Annotated in this window: 13 protein-coding genes; 5 read left to right on the forward strand and 8 right to left on the reverse strand. The window is 54.5% G+C overall.

All coding sequences use genetic code 11. From position 1 onward, the window contains the following. Positions 1-3: 3 nt before the first annotated feature. Positions 4-984, forward strand: coding sequence for a LacI family DNA-binding transcriptional regulator (locus RT657_RS06970; protein WP_313653342.1), 981 nt, complete (start codon positions 4-6; stop codon positions 982-984). 185 nt (positions 985-1,169) lie between these two features. Here the strand turns inward: RT657_RS06970 and RT657_RS06975 are convergent, their stop codons facing one another. After that, on the reverse strand, positions 1,170-1,991 hold the full coding sequence (locus RT657_RS06975; RefSeq protein WP_313653343.1) for an alpha/beta hydrolase: 822 nt from the start codon (positions 1,989-1,991) through the stop codon (positions 1,170-1,172). 485 nt (positions 1,992-2,476) lie between these two features. Next, a complete protein-coding gene (locus RT657_RS06980; protein ID WP_313653344.1) occupies positions 2,477-4,273 on the reverse strand; it encodes an autotransporter outer membrane beta-barrel domain-containing protein in 1,797 nt (598 codons plus the stop codon). Between the two features lie 919 nt (positions 4,274-5,192). On the opposite strand from RT657_RS06980, the gene fdhF reads away from it, so the two are divergent. Further along, positions 5,193-8,165, forward strand: coding sequence for a formate dehydrogenase subunit alpha (gene fdhF, locus RT657_RS06985; RefSeq protein WP_313653345.1), 2,973 nt, complete (start codon positions 5,193-5,195; stop codon positions 8,163-8,165). Continuing rightward, positions 8,165-8,650 (forward strand): DUF1641 domain-containing protein, encoded by a 486-nt coding sequence (locus tag RT657_RS06990; protein WP_313653346.1) that lies wholly within the window; start codon positions 8,165-8,167, stop codon positions 8,648-8,650. Before fdhF ends, RT657_RS06990 begins: the two co-directional genes overlap by 1 nt. Positions 8,651-8,666: 16 nt before the next feature. Here RT657_RS06990 and RT657_RS06995 read toward each other — a convergent pair whose 3' ends face one another. From RT657_RS06995 to RT657_RS07015, 5 genes are all read right to left on the reverse strand, one after another. After that, positions 8,667-9,077, reverse strand: a complete 411-nt coding sequence (locus tag RT657_RS06995) for a GFA family protein (protein WP_313653347.1) — start codon at positions 9,075-9,077, stop codon at positions 8,667-8,669. A 192-nt stretch (positions 9,078-9,269) separates the two neighbouring features. Then, positions 9,270-9,911 carry a DUF1109 domain-containing protein gene (locus RT657_RS07000; RefSeq protein ID WP_313653348.1) on the reverse strand — a complete coding sequence of 214 codons (642 nt, stop codon included), beginning with the start codon at positions 9,909-9,911 and terminating at the stop codon, positions 9,270-9,272. Continuing rightward, on the reverse strand, positions 9,898-10,449 hold the full coding sequence (locus RT657_RS07005) for a sigma-70 family RNA polymerase sigma factor (protein WP_313653349.1): 552 nt from the start codon (positions 10,447-10,449) through the stop codon (positions 9,898-9,900). The genes RT657_RS07000 and RT657_RS07005 overlap by 14 nt, the downstream gene beginning before the upstream one ends. 71 nt (positions 10,450-10,520) lie before the next feature. After that, positions 10,521-11,762, reverse strand: coding sequence for a thioredoxin family protein (locus RT657_RS07010; RefSeq protein ID WP_313653351.1), 1,242 nt, complete (start codon positions 11,760-11,762; stop codon positions 10,521-10,523). A 24-nt stretch (positions 11,763-11,786) separates the two neighbouring features. Continuing rightward, positions 11,787-12,350: a peroxiredoxin gene (locus RT657_RS07015; RefSeq protein ID WP_313653352.1), complete on the reverse strand. Its 564-nt coding sequence runs from the start codon at positions 12,348-12,350 to the stop codon at positions 11,787-11,789. A 360-nt stretch (positions 12,351-12,710) separates the two neighbouring features. Between RT657_RS07015 and RT657_RS07020 the strand changes: the two genes are divergently transcribed. Together RT657_RS07020 and RT657_RS07025 are read left to right on the forward strand one after the other, a co-directional pair. Next, positions 12,711-13,919 (forward strand): aldose 1-epimerase family protein, encoded by a 1,209-nt coding sequence (locus RT657_RS07020; protein ID WP_313653354.1) that lies wholly within the window; start codon positions 12,711-12,713, stop codon positions 13,917-13,919. A gap of 383 nt (positions 13,920-14,302) precedes the next feature. Beyond that, positions 14,303-15,589 carry a PAS domain-containing methyl-accepting chemotaxis protein gene (locus tag RT657_RS07025; RefSeq protein WP_313653355.1) on the forward strand — a complete coding sequence of 429 codons (1,287 nt, stop codon included), beginning with the start codon at positions 14,303-14,305 and terminating at the stop codon, positions 15,587-15,589. A 647-nt stretch (positions 15,590-16,236) separates the two neighbouring features. Here the strand turns inward: RT657_RS07025 and RT657_RS07030 are convergent. Continuing rightward, positions 16,237-17,010 carry a 2OG-Fe(II) oxygenase gene (locus RT657_RS07030; protein ID WP_313653357.1) on the reverse strand — a complete coding sequence of 258 codons (774 nt, stop codon included), beginning with the start codon at positions 17,008-17,010 and terminating at the stop codon, positions 16,237-16,239. Between the last annotated feature and the right edge of the window lie 91 nt (positions 17,011-17,101).

Genomic DNA, 17,101 nt, shown 5'->3' on the forward strand with positions numbered 1-17,101 from the left:
GCTATGTCTGTTCAGAAAATTGCGCAAATGGCGGGTGTCTCGGTTGCCACGGTGTCCCGCGTGCTGAATAACAGCAACAGCGTAAAACCGGCGAATCGCCAGAAGGTACTCGCGGCCATTGAAGAGAGTAACTTCCAGCCTAACCTGCTGGCGCGTCAGCTGCGGACTGCGCGCAGTTCGATGATTCTGGTGCTGGTGTCTGACATCTCCAACCCGTTCTGCGCCGAGGTGGTCAAAGGGATCGAAGCGCAGGCGGAGAAAAACGGTTATCGCATCTTGTTATGTAATTCGGGTGCAGATATCGCGCGTTCACAATCCTGCCTGCAACTGCTCTCCGGCAAGATGGTGGAGGGCATCATCACCATGAATGCTCTCAGCAGACTGCCTGAACTGGGAGAGCTGATTGGTCAGGCACCCTGGGTTCAGTGCGCTGAACATGATGATAACGGGCAGATCGCCTGCGTCGGTATTGATGATGAAGCCGCTGCGCAGTCGGTGGTGCACCACCTGGCCGGACGGGGACGACAGCGCATCGCCCTGATTAACCACGATCTGCGTTACCGCTATGCCCGCCTGCGTCAGCAGGGTTACACCGCTCAGCTTAATGCAGAGCAACTCACCTGGCAGTCCATCGCCTATGCCAGCGAGCTAAGCTTCAGTGCCGGCAGGGCGGCCATGCAGCAGCTGCTGGCTGACAAGGTGCGACCGGATGCGGTATTTGCCGTCTCAGATACACTGGCAGCCGGAGCCATGTCGGCGATTCAGCAGGCGGGGCTGCGGATACCAAAAGATATTGCCGTGGTGGGCTTCGACGGTAGTGAGCTGGCTGACATGACGTCACCGCCGCTGACGACGCTGGCTCAGCCTTCCCAGGCGATTGGTTGCCAGGCCTGTGAGCTGCTGTTGCAGAAAATTGCCCGCCCGGACGTGCCGCCGCAATGCGTGATCATGCAGGGTGAGCTGGTGGTGCGGGCCAGTAGCTGACCAACACCGCTTTAGCTTTTCTTCAGGTCATGGCGGCTGCCAGGCACAGGATGTAATCTGATGCGGGGAATGGGATGCTCAGGTCGGTGTGGGATGAAGGCGTGTGCTTCTGTTATCCTCGTTTGTCAGACCTCTGTTCAGGCTAAGCGACGCACTGCGCGGCCTTCACCGCGCAGTTTTCTGCCTCACTGTGCGTTCAGGAACGCCAGCAGATCCTGATTCAGCTGATCCTGATGCGTTACCGCGAATCCGTGCGGCGCATTGTCATAGACTTTGAGTTCAGCCCCTTCGATCATCTCTGCGACGACCTTACCCGTCGATTCAAACGGTACAACCTGATCGTTGCTGCCGTGGATCACCAGCGTCGGTATCGTCACTTTGGCGACGTCAGCACGGAAATCGGTCTCCGCAAAGGCAGTCACGCAGTCGACGGTGCTCTTAAGTGAGGCCAGCAGCGCGATGTTCAGTGTCTGCGTCATCACTCCTTCGGACACGGTCTGTCCGGCGTTGGTGCCATAGAAGGGGGTGGCGAACTCTTTGATGAACTGCGCACGATCCTTCAGCAGGCCATCACGGATCCCCTCAAACACCGAAATATCCACCCCCTGCGGGTAGTCAGCCGTTTTACCTAAGACAGGGGTGACGGCACCCAGCAGCACCAGCGCCGCGACGCGATCGCTGCCATAGTTGCCAATGTAGCGTGTGACATCGCCGCCGCCCATGGAGAAGCCAACCAGGGTGACATTCTGCAGGTCAAGATGGGTAATCAGATCATTGATGTCAGAGGCGAACGTATCGTAGTTGTTGCCGTTCCAGGGCTGGTCGGAACGACCAAAACCGCGGCGGTCAAACGCAATCACCCGATAGCCATTTTCGGCCAGGAAGTTCATCTGGCTGTCCCACATATCCGCATCCAGCGGCCAGCCGTGGCTGAACAACACAGGTTTACCGGTTCCCCAGTCTTTAAAGTAGATCTGTGTGCCGTCTGTCGTTTTAAAGGTACTCATGATATTGCCCTCTGTATGACGTGATGGATGGATGTGGCGCTTTCTCTTGCAGGCAGCATCCGATAACCAATCTGGGGTAAAGTTTAACCCTGTTTTCCAGCCACTCACTGTTAATGGCGGAGGCGGATCTCTGCTGCGCGCGAGTCGGGGGCGAGCCGGTTGCTGACCTCTGCTCAGGAATCTGACTGTCAGAGCGCTGAAGTGCCGTGCAATGTGCCTCCGATAAAAGCCTTTTCGGCAGGTTGCATAAAAATGGAAAAGGCCTGTGCATCAACAATAGTAATCCGCTATTGGTAATTCACCATGACAGGGGTGTGTCAGCATCGGTTTTGTCGTGGGGCAGGAGGCTGTCGCGACATCAGCCAGGAGAGGCATTTTCCCAGGAAGCGTTACCGCCTGACAGGAATATACTGGGATAAACGAAGCGCCATGCCCTGAAGGGTGCAGGGCATGGCGGGCGTGTAAATGATCGGTTCCAGCAACTGTCAGAAACGCAGTCTGAAACCGGCCGTCGCATAAACTGGCGTTTCAACCTTATTCCTTTTCTGATAGGTCACTTCAGTATAGAGCGAGGCATTCCGGGCCACATCAGCGGTTAAGCCAGCGCCATATTGGCCCACGTTGCCGGAGTAGCGCGTATCGAATGCCACCTCATTAATCTCTGTCCGGTTGCGCTTAGTGAACTCACGGGCAGCCGCCACTTTGATGTAAGGTCGGACGCTGTGATTCATTACATCGAATTCACTCTCAAGTAATGTACCGACTTCCCCCTGAACACTGTTTGCGGCATTGACGCTGGCTTCCATGCCATTATCCAGAGCGTAGCTGGCTTTGCCGATCCGCGAATAAATGAACCGTCCGTAAGGCGTTACGCTGAAAGGACCGGTTAAGTCGAGTGTGTAGCCTGTTTCTGCGGCAGCGGTGAAGGATGTCTGATCGTAGTTTCCTTTGACCCGGCTCCCACTGTTCATGCTGGTGGTCAGGTCATTGTTCAGATGGTTAGCTTTCACCAGCAGATCGGCATAGTAGCCCTTGTTGTCGAGCCACGTGGTATAAAGACCGCCACTGTAGCTCCGGATGTTGCCATTATTTGCGTGATCGGACTGAATAGTACTTTTACTGAATGAGGTAAAAGCACCCATTAAGATCCTGCCGTTACCGATAGCATGCTGTCTGTCGGCACCGATCTGCATACCATTCAGCGAGAGGTGAAAAGCGCTGTAACCGTTGTCATCAAGCCGGGTATTCTGACTGAGATACCGCGCCCATACACCAGTATCGCCATTCTGCCGACGCAGATCGCCCATTCTCTGACGCAGCGAACTGGTTTCCGAATCCAGGATAACCCGGGGTGCAGCAGCCAGGTTAATTACCGCCTGCGCGCTATTACTTAGCTGCGGTTTCGCCTCAGCGACCTGTCGGGTGACGTCTGCCTGCGCAGTTGCCTCTGGTGAAATTGATTCGCCTGGCTTACCTCCCACTAAAAACCATTCGGTATGACCATTCTCTGTTTTGTTACTGAGCCGGTATTGCCAGACACCCGCTTCAACAATGCCGCCCCTGTTTAGTAAACTGAAGCGAGCATTGCCGCTGTTGATATAAACCAGCTGCACATCGTGAGGTTGTGTTATTTCCCGGCCACTGTCGCTGACATAGATACCGAAACGTCCGGTTGCCTTGTCCGAAACCGTAATTCTGTCGCTGGCCCCATCAGCCAGGCTGCTGGTGAGGTAAAAATTACCTTCGCCTGACAGATTTTTTAACGCCAGCTGATTGAATTGCGCTCCGGAAGTATAAGCCAGCATGTTGACTTCACTACCGGGCTGCATGACCAGGTTATCTATTCGCGTGACAAGCTCTGGGCCGATATTATCCGGCAGGGGCGCATCGCCATCGTCGCTGTCGCCCATCCAGGCGGGGCCAATTTCCATCGTGCCAGCCAGCGTCAGGTTTTCAATATATACGTCCGCACCCGGGGCCGGTGAATTAACGGTGACATCGGTGGTATAGGGATCGGTGCTATCAATAGTTAACGCAGCCTGCGGGCCAATAAACAACTGCCCGTTTGATACGGCCGCGGTACCCATACTGACTTCACCGGATCCTGCGACTGTCGTATTACGAATACCCGGATGCGCCAGCAGGCTCTCATCCTCTGACCGTAGCAGAGACATGCGCGAATTGTCGGTAACCAGGGAATCAGTGACTAACCCATCATTCTGCACATAGAGATTGCTTTTGCCGATCAGCGTGAGGCGGCTGATGGGGGGCAACTGAGTCAAACTAAGTTCTGCATCATTGTATGTCGTGCCAGACAGTATTTCTGCATCACTGTAATCGTGACCCCAGGCCCCAGGCGTCAGCCCAATAATAAAAGAGGTAATGCCCAGTGATAACGCACTTTTTTTAAAACTAAAATTAGCCATGATTTATATCCCTATAAATGAAATTTCAAAAGCCGGAAAGGGGACTGCACCTGCCCGTGCTCAGGTCTGATATTCAGCCCATAACCCGGATAACACGAAAGCCGGGCCGTCATTATGAGTGTTGGACGGCGTTATTATTCCGGTGAAAGAGTGCAGACAGGCGATCAGGCTCATGACTGACAAGGTCAGCCCGGGGCAGCATAGCCCTGTCGCAATAATCCTGAATAGTTTTCGGCACGGAAAAACAGCTGTTATCGGATGACTTAAAAAACGCAGATTAAGAAAAATGAGAGGGCGTGCAGCCTGGCTTTTCATAGACATCCCTGTTATTTCTTTCGGTGATTTGTGCGTCCTTGCACGTTGCAGAAATTATAGAATTTTTTTCAATTGTCAAGTCAGCATGAAAAACGATGTCGCAACATCAATATGAAAAAGAGGATAATTTATATTTCCTGCAGAATAGGCCAGAGAGGTATTAACAGGCCTTTTATAGTTACAACATGCTTTAGTCTTATTAACTACCGCAACCTGACCATCCGCGCCCCTGAATACCTCGCATAAAAAATACGCCTCTCTGCAGAAATTTTCACCCGACGTGCGGGCTGGTAAAAAGTCATTACATTTAAAATCGCCTGATTAATCAGCGAGTAACCGCATAAAGCGTAGCGGTATTCATGGCGGAGTGGTTAATCCTCACTAAGCTTGTGAAGTAACCCCTTAAATAAAGGGACCTTTTCCAGCCGCAAGGTACAGGCGATACCGTTATGAGGCGTCTATGAATGAAAACTATTGCACCATTATTTTTAATGGTGAACGGCTGAAAGGGCTGGCGGATCAACCGCTGATCGATTTTCTGGATGCGCACGGAAAAAAACTTCCTCATGTCTGCTATCACCCGGCATTGCCGCCGCTGCAAAGCTGTGATGTCTGCTGGGTGGATGCCGATGGTGAGCGCGTCCGGGGCTGCACGTTGCGTACCGAAGAGGGCCTGACGGTTCAGAGTGAAGGCGCGGCACTCAGGGCCGCCCAGCAGGAGGGAATGGATCGGCTGCTTAACCGCCATGAGCTCTACTGTACCGTCTGCGAGCACAACACCGGCGAGTGCACGCTGCATAACGCGGTGGCGGATATGCATATCCCGATTCAGTATTATCCACATCAGCCCAAACCCTATGCGAAAGATCACTCCAATCCGTTCTATACCTACGATCCAGACCAGTGCATCCTTTGCGGGCGCTGTGTCGAGGCGTGCCAGAACATCGAGGTCAACGAAACCCTGTCGATCGACTACACCCAGGCGCATCCGCGCGTGCTCTGGGATGGCGGAACGGAGATCGCCGGTTCGAGCTGCGTCAGCTGCGGCCACTGCGTGACGGTCTGCCCCTGTAATGCGTTGCTGGAAAAAACCATGCAGCCCGACGCAGGCCCATTTACTGCGATGGATGAGGGGCTGAAGCGGCCACTCATCGACTTTGTAAAGTCACTGGAAAAGAGTATCGGCATGGAGCCGATTACCGGCGTGTCAAAAATCGATGTGGCGCTGCGCCAGTCTGAGATCAAACGCACTAAAACAGTCTGCACCTACTGTGGCACCGGCTGCAGCTTCGAAATCTGGACCCGCGATCGACACATCCTCAAAATACAACCAGTCGCTGAAGCGCCAGCCAACGGCATCTCCACCTGCGTGAAAGGGAAATTTGGCTGGGATTTTGTTAACAGTCCGGAACGCCTGACGACGCCATTGATTCGTGAGAACGGGCGTTTCCGGCCCGCCAGCTGGGATGAAGCCTTGCAGCGGGTGGCGGATGGATTGCGCGACGTTGCGCAGCAGCATGGAGGGGATGCGATTGGCTTTATCGGCTCCAGCAAAGCCAGCAACGAAGAAGCCTATCTGACGCAGAAAATCGCTCGCCTGATCTTTGGCACCAATAACGTCGATAACTCTTCACGCTACTGTCAGAACCCGGCGACAGAGGGGCTGTTTCGCACCGTCGGCTATGGAGGTGACGCCGGTACGATCGGTGACCTGCAGCAGGCCGGGCTGATTGTGCTGGTCGGCAGTAACCTTGCTGAAAACCATCCGGTAATCGCGTCACACATTAAACAGAGTCATAAACATCGTGGGCAGAAACTTCTGGTCGTCGACCCGCGTTGTCATGAGATGGCAGAGCGTGCCGACTGCTATCTGCGCATTCACCCGGGTACGGACCTGGTGTGGGCCTCGGCGATGGCTAAATATATGTTCGACCACGGCTACGCCGATGAGGCTTTCCTGACGGAGCGGGTCAATAACATTGAAGAATATCGCGCCTCGCTCGCCTCCTTTACGCTGGCCTGGGCCAGTGAAGTCTGCGGACTGAGCGAGTCTGCGCTGACTGAGGCGGCCGAGATGATTGGCCAGGCGGGCAGCGTTTGCATATTGTGGGCGATGGGCATTACCCAGCACAGCCACGGGGCTGATACCAGCACGGCGTTGTCAAATCTGCTGCTGGTCACCGGCAACTATGGCCGGCCTGGCACTGGCGGCTATCCGATGCGTGGCCACAACAATGTGCAGGGGGCCAGCGACTTCGGCTGCCTGAGTAATTTTTATCCTGGCTATGAGAAAGTCACGGACGAAGCGGTTCGTGCAAAATGGGCCCGCGCCTGGGGTGTCCCGCCAGAAACGCTCTCCAGTCAGGTGGGCGCTGATAACTTCAGAATGGTCAAGGAAGCTGGCGAGGGCAAAATCCGTGCTATGTATATCACTGGCGAAGATACTGCTTTTGCCGATGCCGACCTGACGTCCGTCCATGCTGCCTTCAGCAGGCTGGATTTTATGGTCGTACAGGACATCTTTATGTCACACACAGCCGAATTCGCCGATGTGGTGTTACCCGGTGCGCCCAGTGTGGAAAAAGAGGGCACCTTTGTAAACACGGAACGGCGAATCCAGCACTTCTCTCAGGCGTTAAAACCGCTGGGCGACTGCCGTCCAGACTGGCAGATCTTCACCGAACTTGCAGCCCGTCTCGGGCATCCGTGGAACTATCCGAATCCGGGCGCGATTATGGCCGAGGCGGCAGAGGTTGCTGACATTTTTGCCGGGGTCAGCTATGAGCAACTGGTGGGCTGGCAATCTCAACTCTGGCCGGTCAACGCCGCAGGAGAAAGCACGCCGCGACTCTACACAGAACGGTTTAACTTCCCCGATGGCAAAGCCCGACTCTACCCACTGAGCTGGCAGCCGCCCGCTGAACAGGAGGATGCAGACTATAATCTGCTACTGAACAATGGCAGGATGCTGGAGCATTTTCAGTCGATGAATCAGACCGGACAGGGAGGGCGTATCATGTCACTGTCGCCTAATGCCTTTGTTGAGATCTCCCCAGAGCTGGCCGCCTCGCGTTCGCTGAGTGAAGGCGAGTGGGTACGCATCAGTTCCCGGCGTGGTTCGCTGGATGTGCCGGTTGTCATCACGGATCGCGTCGCGGGTAACGTGCTGTTTATGCCGATTCATCACGGTAAAGATGGGCTCAATATGCTGACCGGTGAACATCATGATCCAGACGTTAATACGCCTGCCTATAAAGAAACGGCCGTTAACATGCGGCGCATCGATCGCCGGCTGCAGCCTGATCCGCTGCCCCTGCATAATTTCCGCCATGGCAGCCGCACACCTTTGCCACACCTGCCGATTGAGCAGAAATGGCAGCAGGATGGCTACCGTGAACCGCCTGAACATGTCGAAAAACCGGAGAAATTCTGATGGCAGAACGGATAAAATTTCAGGTCCCGCCAACCCCTATCGAACCCACTGCCCGTGAAGCGATGGATGAGCTGATCGAAAATCTCCACCAGCACGGCTTCCTGCGGCTGGCGAACGATCTGGTTAAGTCCAACAGTGAAGTGGGGAAAATTCTGGTTTCAGGGCTTAACCAGCCCGGCACCCAGAACGCCCTGCAGAATCTCTCGCTGCTGATGATGACGCTGGGATCTGTTCCGCCGGAGCGGTTTAATCATCTGCTGCTTGCCGTTCGCGATGCGGCGATGGCTGTCAGACCGGCACAGGAGCAGGAACGGCAGGAAAAAGCCGCGCCCGGCATTCGCGGCATAATACGTTTGCTCAGGGATGAAGAGCTCTGGCGCGGGCTGCGCCCGATATTTGCGGCGCTGAAAGTATTCTCACAGCAAATCGAACGGGAAGAGCAGAAACCGATTACCCGATTCAGTGGAAAAAGCAGCCGGGAATAGTCCGGGCTGCGCGCGTTCAGGATTGCGTGGGGGTGTAGACCAGATGACCCGCTACACCACCCGCGCCACTGTCTTTAGGATGATTAATGCCATCAGAAACCGGCACATCGGTAAAATCGAAGGGGGAAATACCTTCAAGACAGGCGACGTTCACGCCAGACAGGTCGGGATTTGAGCGGCTCTGATGAAAAGTGTAGATTCCGCAGACTGAGCAGAAGTAGTGTCCCACCGCTTTGCTGTTAAAGCGATACTCAGTAAGCTGCGCTTTGCCCTGAGTGACGTCCACTTTAGTTGCAAACACCACCACCGCGCCGCGCATCCGGCAAAATGAGCAGTTACAACGGCGCACTGTGTTAAATCCATCCTTCAGTGTCACCTGGAATGCCACCGCGCCGCAGTGGCATTGTCCTGTCATCTCATTGTCCATCGTTATCTCCTGTCAGATTAAAGCAGCCTTCATTCAGCCTATGCCACGTCAGGGAATCTGGCGGCCCCCGATGACGGATTTTTTGTTACGCGCGGGCAGGGCACTGCAAGAGGAAAACGGAAAGTTCGCGGCCTGAGACCTGCTGTAGCAGACGGAATTGCGCCACGCTGTTTTCAGGGTGAACAGCTGCAATCAGTCGCCCAGCCGGACCCAGCGGTGGCCCGCTACCACCGTCAGCACCACAATCGTTATGCCTGCCGCCAGATGCATAGAGAAATCGATAAGATGCAGGTGAGTATCATGGCAAAGCGACAGCAGCATTGAGGAGGTAAATGCGCTGCCACAGCCGCTCAGCGCCAGGCTGCGTGTAGGGTAAAGTGAGCGGGTGCGTTGCAGAGCAAACACCGACATCAGCATCATCGGCAGGCTGGCTGAGAGCATAAAGAGATAGCAGTGGATCCCTTCGCCTAACCGGCCTGCACCCGCTGGCGGTATATCTGATGACAGGTTGATCAGATTCAGCGCCAGCCAGATGCCCATCAGCAGCAGCGGCCAGCGCAGGCTGAACGCTTTTCTTCCGGCAATACTGAGTGTGAAAGCGGCGGCCAGTGTGCTGCCCGTGATGATAAACGACAGCAGCAGGGCAGCCAGCGCAAAGCGCGCGCCAGGCTGAGACCAGTCAGTGAGCCGGGTATGGAATGCCCAGCTGGTCAGTGCGCCACAGGGCAGCGCGAGCGCAATCCAGCTCGCGACGCGCCAGGCGGTGGGCCAGACGCGCCGGACCGGCTGCGCGGAAGCACTAAGCTGATTAATTAACTGGTCATGATTTCTCATGATGCATCCGTCCAAATTTACGAAGATTAATCATTGCGCGATGCAACAGGGATTTAACTGCAGAAAGCGATTGATCGGTTTCGGCGGCGGCCTGCGCCAGGCTCTGTTCACGCAGATGAACCGATTCGACGATGTCCCGCTGACGCTGCGGCAGGGTCTCCAGATAGCCGGAGAGACGATCCATGTCGTCGGCGGCCTCCGCAGGCTGGGTGGGCTGGGCGTTTAGCGCCTCCTCATCCTGAACTTCCTGACGCCGGCCCTGCTGGCGAAGCATATCGATCGTCCGGGCCGAGGCAATGGCGGCAACCCAGGGGAGGATCGGGCGCTCAGGATCGTAAGTGTGCCGCACCCGATGAATGGCCAGCAGCGTCTCCTGAATGACATCCTCTGCCAGCGCCTCGTCATGAATTTTTTTGCGCACCAGTGCCCGGATGGCCGGAACCATCGCTTTGAGTACCTGGTTATAGGCAGCCCTGTCGCCTGCCTGCGCCCGGGCCATTAAGGCTGGCCACTGCGCGCGTTGGTCACGCTCTGACATCGGGCATCAGCAGGTGACTGTCCTGTTGCGCGGTTTCGGCAACCTATCAGCCAGGGCTGTCGTCATCAGTTTCAGGTTTTCTTTCCTTTTTCCGAAGCCTGATCCAGCGCTGAAATCACAATGCCCGGCGTCAGCACCTGCGGCAGCACGACTGGTTTGCCGCCATCGGCCGGATAGACCACATAGAGCGGTAACCCGCCACGGCCAAAATCACTGAGTGCCTGCTCGACATCAGGATTGTATTTGGTGGAATCGGCGACCATGTAAATCGTACTGGTGCGCGCCATCGCCGCCTTGACCGCCTGGGTCGACAGCGAGGTCCGATCGTTAACCTGGCAGGTGATACACCAGGACGCGGTAAAGTTCACCAGAATGGGCTTGCCCTGACCTTTGATTGCATCGACGTTCTGCGGCGACCAGGCAACGGCGGCGGCCGCTTCAGAAGCTGCCTCCGTTTCAGCCGGTGCGCTGGCCAAATGGTTCAGGTTAATCAGCGGCACCACGACCAGCGCCACAAAGATCGCGGTTGCAACATGCAGCATCACATGACGCTGACCCATCATACGACGTTTCTGCGCCATGCCATACAGCCAGGCGGCAAAACTCAGCAGCAAACAGCAGATCAGAATCGCGGCCAGCGCCGCCGATCCGGCCTGACGCTCCAGTACCCAAATCAGCCAGCCCACCGCGCCCAGCATTGGAAACGCCAGCCCCTGCTTCAGCGTAATCATCCACGCGCCCGGTTTAGGCAGGATGCGCGCCAGCAGTGGAAAGAACGAGATCAGGGTGAAGGGCGCAGCAAAGCCGAGCGCCAGCGCGATAAAGATCACCAGACTGATTAGCGGAGGCTGAGTCAGCGCATAGCCAATCGCGCTGGCCATGAAAGGGGCGCTGCAGGGCGTGGCGACGATAATCGCCAGTGCGCCGGTCAGGGCGGAGCCTACCAGCCCGCCCCGGTCGTCGCCCACGCCGCCCACGCGCTGTAACGACAGCCCCACTTCAAACAGTCCAAACAGGTTCAGCGCCGCCCCCAGCATGACCAGAATCAGCGCGGCGATAACCAGCGGCGATTGCAGCTGAAATCCCCAGCCGACTGATGCGCCTCCTGCCCTGGCCAGCAGCAGCACAGCGGTCAGGGCGACCATCGTCACCACCACACCCAGCAGAAACGCCACGCCTTCTGCTCGGGCATGACCGGGCGATTCATGATGGCGGATCAGGCTCAGTGCTTTCAGCGAAATCACCGGAAACACGCAGGGCATAAGGTTCAGAATAATGCCGCCGAGGAAGGCGGCTGCAATCGCAGTCAGCATAATTTACCTGCTCAGATGATGAAGTTATGCCGGATTGGCCTGGCGATACTGTTTAACGGCATCCATCGCTTTCTGAATATGTGTATCCGGATTCTTATCGGTAAAGCTCATCAGGATTTTACCGTCTGGCGCGATCACGTATGAGGTGCGGTCTGAGACTTTCTGCCCCTTCATTTCCATGGTGCTTTTATATTCGGTCGCAACTTTCGCGCCGGGATCGGCGGCCACGGTAAATTTGTCACGACATTCCAGCTGCGAGAATTTCGCAATCTGATCGGTATTGCCTGCGGTCACACCGATCACGGTCGCGCCCAGCTTTTTAAATTCGTCGGTCGCTTCAGCAAAATCGTGCGCTTCGAGCGTACAGCCTGCGCTGAAAGCCGCCGGGAAAAAATAGAGCACCACCGGGCCTTTCTGCAGGGCCTGATGCAGAGAAAAGGTGGTCGATTTACCGGCCAGCGCGGCATCAAGCTTAAAGTCAGGCGCTTTCTCACCAGCTTCCAGTGCCGCAAAAGCAGAGGTGGCTGGAACACTCAGGGCCAGCAGCGTCGCGACGGCCAGGGTTTTCAGGGTCTTTTTCATTGGCATGACTCTCTCCGTTAGCGAACAGACGGGTTTGTCTGCTGCGTCTTTTAACAGGTTCGCTTAAAAACGGAAAAAGTTGCGGGTATCTGAAATTTTTTTACGCTTTTTTTTCTGCTGGTGAACGGCGGATTGCTTTTCCGGCGGACGGTAAATCGCTGAATCGAGTAAAGCGCATGGCTATCAGATTCATAAAATGCGCCGTAATTATTCCTGCTTAGGCAAAATTTATGTGATTCAGTCCGCATTACTGCGCCTGAAACTAATAAATTTAGTGTCAGGTGAACAGGGTCACGGTTCTGAAAGGCTCAAGTCAGTAAGTTTCGTTTACAGAATGAAAAACCGATTCAGCTAACGGAGCAAAGGATGAAGATTAAACTGACGTTAACGATACTGGCGGTTCTGGTTTCTGGCTCAGCAGCCGCGAAAACCTGGGTGCTGACCAGTGCTGAACAGGGCACCGAGCAGGGAAACTGGAAGATCACCAGCAGCGATATGAAAGCGCAGGGTAAGCCGTTCAGCATCGAACAGAAGGTGCTGCATGGCGGCAAGCAGGAGGGCAGTAAAGTTCTGACTATCCACAGTCAGGATGGGCTGACCATCACGCTGAGTCCGACCCGCGGCATGAATCTGTTACGTGTTGAAGGCTTTGGCACCCGGATGGGCTGGGATTCACCGGTCAAAGAGGTGGTCAATCCGGCCTATATCAACCTTGAGAGCCGCAACGGTCTGGGCTGGCTGGACGGCTTCAATGAAATGATGGTGCGCTGCGGCTATGAGTGGACCGGCCATCCGGTTACCAGTGAAGGGCGTATTTATACCCTGCACGGTAAAGCGGGCAACACCCCGGTTTCTCAACTGGAAGTCGAAGTAGCAGACGCGGCACCACACGAAATCCGCATTCGTGGCCTGATTAAAGAGAGCACCTTCAAAAAAACCGATCTGCAGACCATGACCGAACTGCGCTACGTGCCTGGCAGCAACAGTTTCAGCCTGCATGATGTGTTAACGAATCATGCCGACTACCCGCATGATTATCAGATCATCTATCACAGCAACTTCGGTCAGCCTATCCTGGAAGAGGGGGCTCGCTTTATCGCGCCAATGGCCGGGATCAGCCCCTTCAATGATTACGCGAAAGGCGGGCTGAAAGAGTGGCAGACCTATAAAGGGCCGACCAAAGATTTCGATGAGATGGTGTTCAACATCAAGCCTCTTTCTGACAGCAACCATCAGAGTGTGGCTGCGGTCGTCAATAAGGCGGGAAACAGCGGCGCGTCGATTCAGTTTGATACCCGCCAGCTGCCAGTGCTGACGCTGTGGAAAAACACCGACACCCTGAAGCAGGGATATGTGACCGGCATCGAGCCGGGAACCAGTTATGCTTATCCGGTAACCGTGGAACGCGAGCAGAAACGCGTGAAGCAGTTACAACCCGGTGCCAGTACGGAATTTGACCTGACCTACACGCTGCTGCACAGCAGTGAACAGGTTAATGAGGTGGAAAAACGTATCAGCACCATTCAGGGTGATACAAAAATCGAGGAAAGTGAAACGCCGATAGCGAAAGAGTAAGCCGTACGCTCATCCCGACACCGCCGTGTCGGGATTTTCCTCCATCATGCCAGCGTCCGCTGGCAGTATAAAAATTGTCCCATCTTCCCTGAATTTTGATTAAAGCAGAGGTAAAGGTCGGCGACATAAAGTCTGTCAGCCTGAATGTGCAACCCTTCTTAACAGTTAATATCCATTAAAGACTTGCCGGGCAGTTCCGATAATATTCAGAGCTTATCTTTTCCTGTGCAGCGCCTGGTCTGTGGGATTTTTCCGGTCTGCAGAGGGATATCGGTGCCGCTCAATGCGTTCAAAGGATTTTCTTGCCTGTATCTGGCTTTGTTCTTCCAAACAATACAGCAATGGAAAATGAATATACATTGCTGTCATCCCCTGAGGTTTTTATGTTCAACATGAATGAAGTCTTCCAGAGAACGATGAAATCTGATGCCACAGGAATGGTTGATGACATCAACGCAATTAAAGATGCGATGGGCTGGGTCGAGTTTTCTCCTCAGGGTCATATCATTAAGGCAAATGACATTTTTCTCGCCATGACAGGCTACTCCCGGAGTGAGGTGACGGGTCTGCATCATCGGATATTCTGCCACAGCAGCTACACGCAGACACCGGAATACGCCCGTTTCTGGCAATCGTTATCTCAGGGAAACGCGATAAACGGCGTATTCGAACGCTGCAGAAAAGATAAATCCGTTTTTTATATTGGTGGTTCCTATTTCCCGGTCAAAAATAAACATAATGAAGTTGTGCGGGTGATTAAAATCGCGAGTGACATCACGGAGGAGCATGAAGAGCTTAAAAGCAAAGAGGCGGTCATCAGCGCCATTAACGCCTCCATGGCCTTGATCGAATTCACAACCGAAGGTGAAGTGTTAGATGCCAATGTCAATTTCCTGAATCTCATGGGCTATCAGCGCAGTGATATAATCGGCAAACATCACCGGATATTCTGCTTTAATGATTTCTATACGAAAAATCCCGATTTCTGGGCGAAAATCCGCAGTGGACACTCTTTCAGCGGACGATTCGAAAGGAAAAACGCGGCCGGAGAACGTGTCTGGCTCGAAGCGAACTATACGCCCGTCCTTAATGCCACCGGCACAATTGATAAAGTGATCAAAATCGCCTCTGACATCACGGTCAGGGTCGAAAATGCGCGCAGGATTGCTGACATTGCGGTGACGACGTCTGAAGAAACCTCGCAGATTTCGCATAATGCCAACGATGTGTTAACGGAAACCGTCAAAAATTCTATGCTGGTTTCGGACAAGGTTGAAGCGGCTGTGACGGTGAGTAAAAAGCTCTACGAATCGGCGGTGAACATCAGTGAGATCATTTCGACAATCAGCAGCATTACCTCTCAGACAAATATTCTGGCGCTGAACGCGGCGATTGAAGCCGCAAGGGCAGGCGAAGCGGGCAGAGGGTTTGCTGTCGTCGCAGGCGAAGTCAGGCGGCTGGCGGCTTCCACCTCGTCATCGACTCAGAAAATTACCGCAGTCATTGAAGAAAACAATCGGCTTATCAGTAATATGTATCATCAGCTCGACGAGATTAAGGGCATCATCTCCAGTGAAAATGACAAAATCACCGAGCTGGGCAGAAGCTTCCAGGAAATTAACAGCGGCGTAAATGAGTTTTCGACCATTATCAATCAGCTGAATGCTTAGTCGGATCCGTTTTCAGCGCGTCTTTGTGCGAGCACTGCAGCAACAGGTATGCTGCATCCTGTGAACGAAAAGAGCCAGACACCGTGATTAGCCACAGGAGGGACTTTGCCCGCAGCACATCGACGGGTGCCTGGATGACCGTGTTTAGGCTGGCTCACTATCGTGATGTGAGGTGCCGCAGAGTTAATGCGTGCGCCGCTTGCAAGGCAGAAGGGAACGGAGCGACAGAACCGAAGAACATCGCACGCCATTATTTAACATAAGATAGATTGTGCGTATTTTAATGTTCGGGAATGTACATCACATCGGCGTTTACGTTACGCACGGTGAGCGTCTTTTTCATGACAACGCTGTCCGGCGAGATGACAACGACGCCTCCAGACATGATCTGAGTTCTGCCAGGGTAATCGCTGTCAGTAAACAAACGCAGATGCACGGACCCCAATGATATCTGCTGACGACTGTGGGTTCCCCGGTGCGGCCTGAGTTGCAGTCTGTGCACAATCTGATTGACGCGGCTCTCGCCATGCGCATAAGTTCTCTTAAATTCAGGTAGCCAAATTAAGGCTTACAATTCTGAATGTCCAAAAGGCTGCCTCACGCTGCGCATGGCTGGCGGGATCGTGACGCCCACGCCTGTCATGGGTTCAGAGTCTGCCGTAAAAAGTCATCCGGGCGGTTTCCGACAGTGCGATACCAGGCTGGGTATTGTAAGCCAGCACGGCCAGCATTCGCGTAACCTCACCCTCTGTTGGCGTGACGCGATGCAGGGCATTACGGCCACGAAACAGCACCAGATCGCCGGCATCGATCGCCAGCGCATCAACCGGCTGTCGCTCATCCAGCACCGCGCTGACGCCGTCAAAGTTCATCTCACCTGCATCGGCATCACGTAGATCTTTGACATACTGGAATACCCCGCCCGCCAGCGGCTTCTGCACCAGTAAAGTGATAGCAAACGAGGAGTTGTCGAAGTGCCAGCCCAGCTCCTGGCCGTCAGACGCGTAGTGCAGGTTGATCGAGGAGAGCGGATCGGCGTAGGGATAGAGCGCCGCTTCACCCAGCACATCGCACAGGAAGCTTTTGAACAGCGCATCATTGTAGAGCTGGCGCAGCGGCGACCCGGCAGCAATCACATCATCGGTGATACAGCCTTTGGTGCTGACCACTTCCCGGTTTCGCGGATGCACGTCGCTGAATGCCTCATCCGGCTTCATCAGATAGACGTTATGTTTGCTGCGGGTGTGATAAGCCAGATGGCGCTGAGCGTTGCCCTCTTCGATGATCGCCGCCAGGGCCTGAGGCTGTAAAAACTGACGCAGAACCAGTGCGCCTGAGTGGTTTAACGCTTCACGACAGCGTTGACGCCAGCCATGATCGGCCAGCGGGTGGAGATCGAGACGAACCAGGGCATTACTCATAGCATCATTTCTCATCATCAGCAGGTGTGGTGTTACTCTAGCTTTCGTCCGCAAGGCTATGTAACGATAAAAATTTAATGCCCTCATAAGG

It is taken from the genome of Pantoea sp., assembly GCF_032114055.1.
Taxonomy (GTDB): domain Bacteria; phylum Pseudomonadota; class Gammaproteobacteria; order Enterobacterales; family Enterobacteriaceae; genus Pantoea.

What these genes read in the sequence shown, in the direction of transcription:
- RT657_RS07000 (WP_313653348.1), bottom strand. Translation starts at nt 9,911, where the DNA reads ATGAGAAATCATGACCAGTTAATTAATCAGCTTAGTGCTTCCGCGCAG.
- RT657_RS07010 (WP_313653351.1), bottom strand. Translation starts at nt 11,762, where the DNA reads ATGCTGACTGCGATTGCAGCCGCCTTCCTCGGCGGCATTATTCTGAAC.
- fdhF (WP_313653345.1), top strand. Translation starts at nt 5,193, where the DNA reads ATGAATGAAAACTATTGCACCATTATTTTTAATGGTGAACGGCTGAAA.
- RT657_RS07030 (WP_313653357.1), bottom strand. Translation starts at nt 17,010, where the DNA reads ATGAGTAATGCCCTGGTTCGTCTCGATCTCCACCCGCTGGCCGATCAT.
- RT657_RS07025 (WP_313653355.1), top strand. Translation starts at nt 14,303, where the DNA reads ATGTTCAACATGAATGAAGTCTTCCAGAGAACGATGAAATCTGATGCC.
- RT657_RS06970 (WP_313653342.1), top strand. Translation starts at nt 4, where the DNA reads ATGTCTGTTCAGAAAATTGCGCAAATGGCGGGTGTCTCGGTTGCCACG.
- RT657_RS06995 (WP_313653347.1), bottom strand. Translation starts at nt 9,077, where the DNA reads ATGGACAATGAGATGACAGGACAATGCCACTGCGGCGCGGTGGCATTC.
- RT657_RS07005 (WP_313653349.1), bottom strand. Translation starts at nt 10,449, where the DNA reads ATGTCAGAGCGTGACCAACGCGCGCAGTGGCCAGCCTTAATGGCCCGG.
- RT657_RS06990 (WP_313653346.1), top strand. Translation starts at nt 8,165, where the DNA reads ATGGCAGAACGGATAAAATTTCAGGTCCCGCCAACCCCTATCGAACCC.
- RT657_RS07020 (WP_313653354.1), top strand. Translation starts at nt 12,711, where the DNA reads ATGAAGATTAAACTGACGTTAACGATACTGGCGGTTCTGGTTTCTGGC.
- RT657_RS07015 (WP_313653352.1), bottom strand. Translation starts at nt 12,350, where the DNA reads ATGCCAATGAAAAAGACCCTGAAAACCCTGGCCGTCGCGACGCTGCTG.
- RT657_RS06975 (WP_313653343.1), bottom strand. Translation starts at nt 1,991, where the DNA reads ATGAGTACCTTTAAAACGACAGACGGCACACAGATCTACTTTAAAGAC.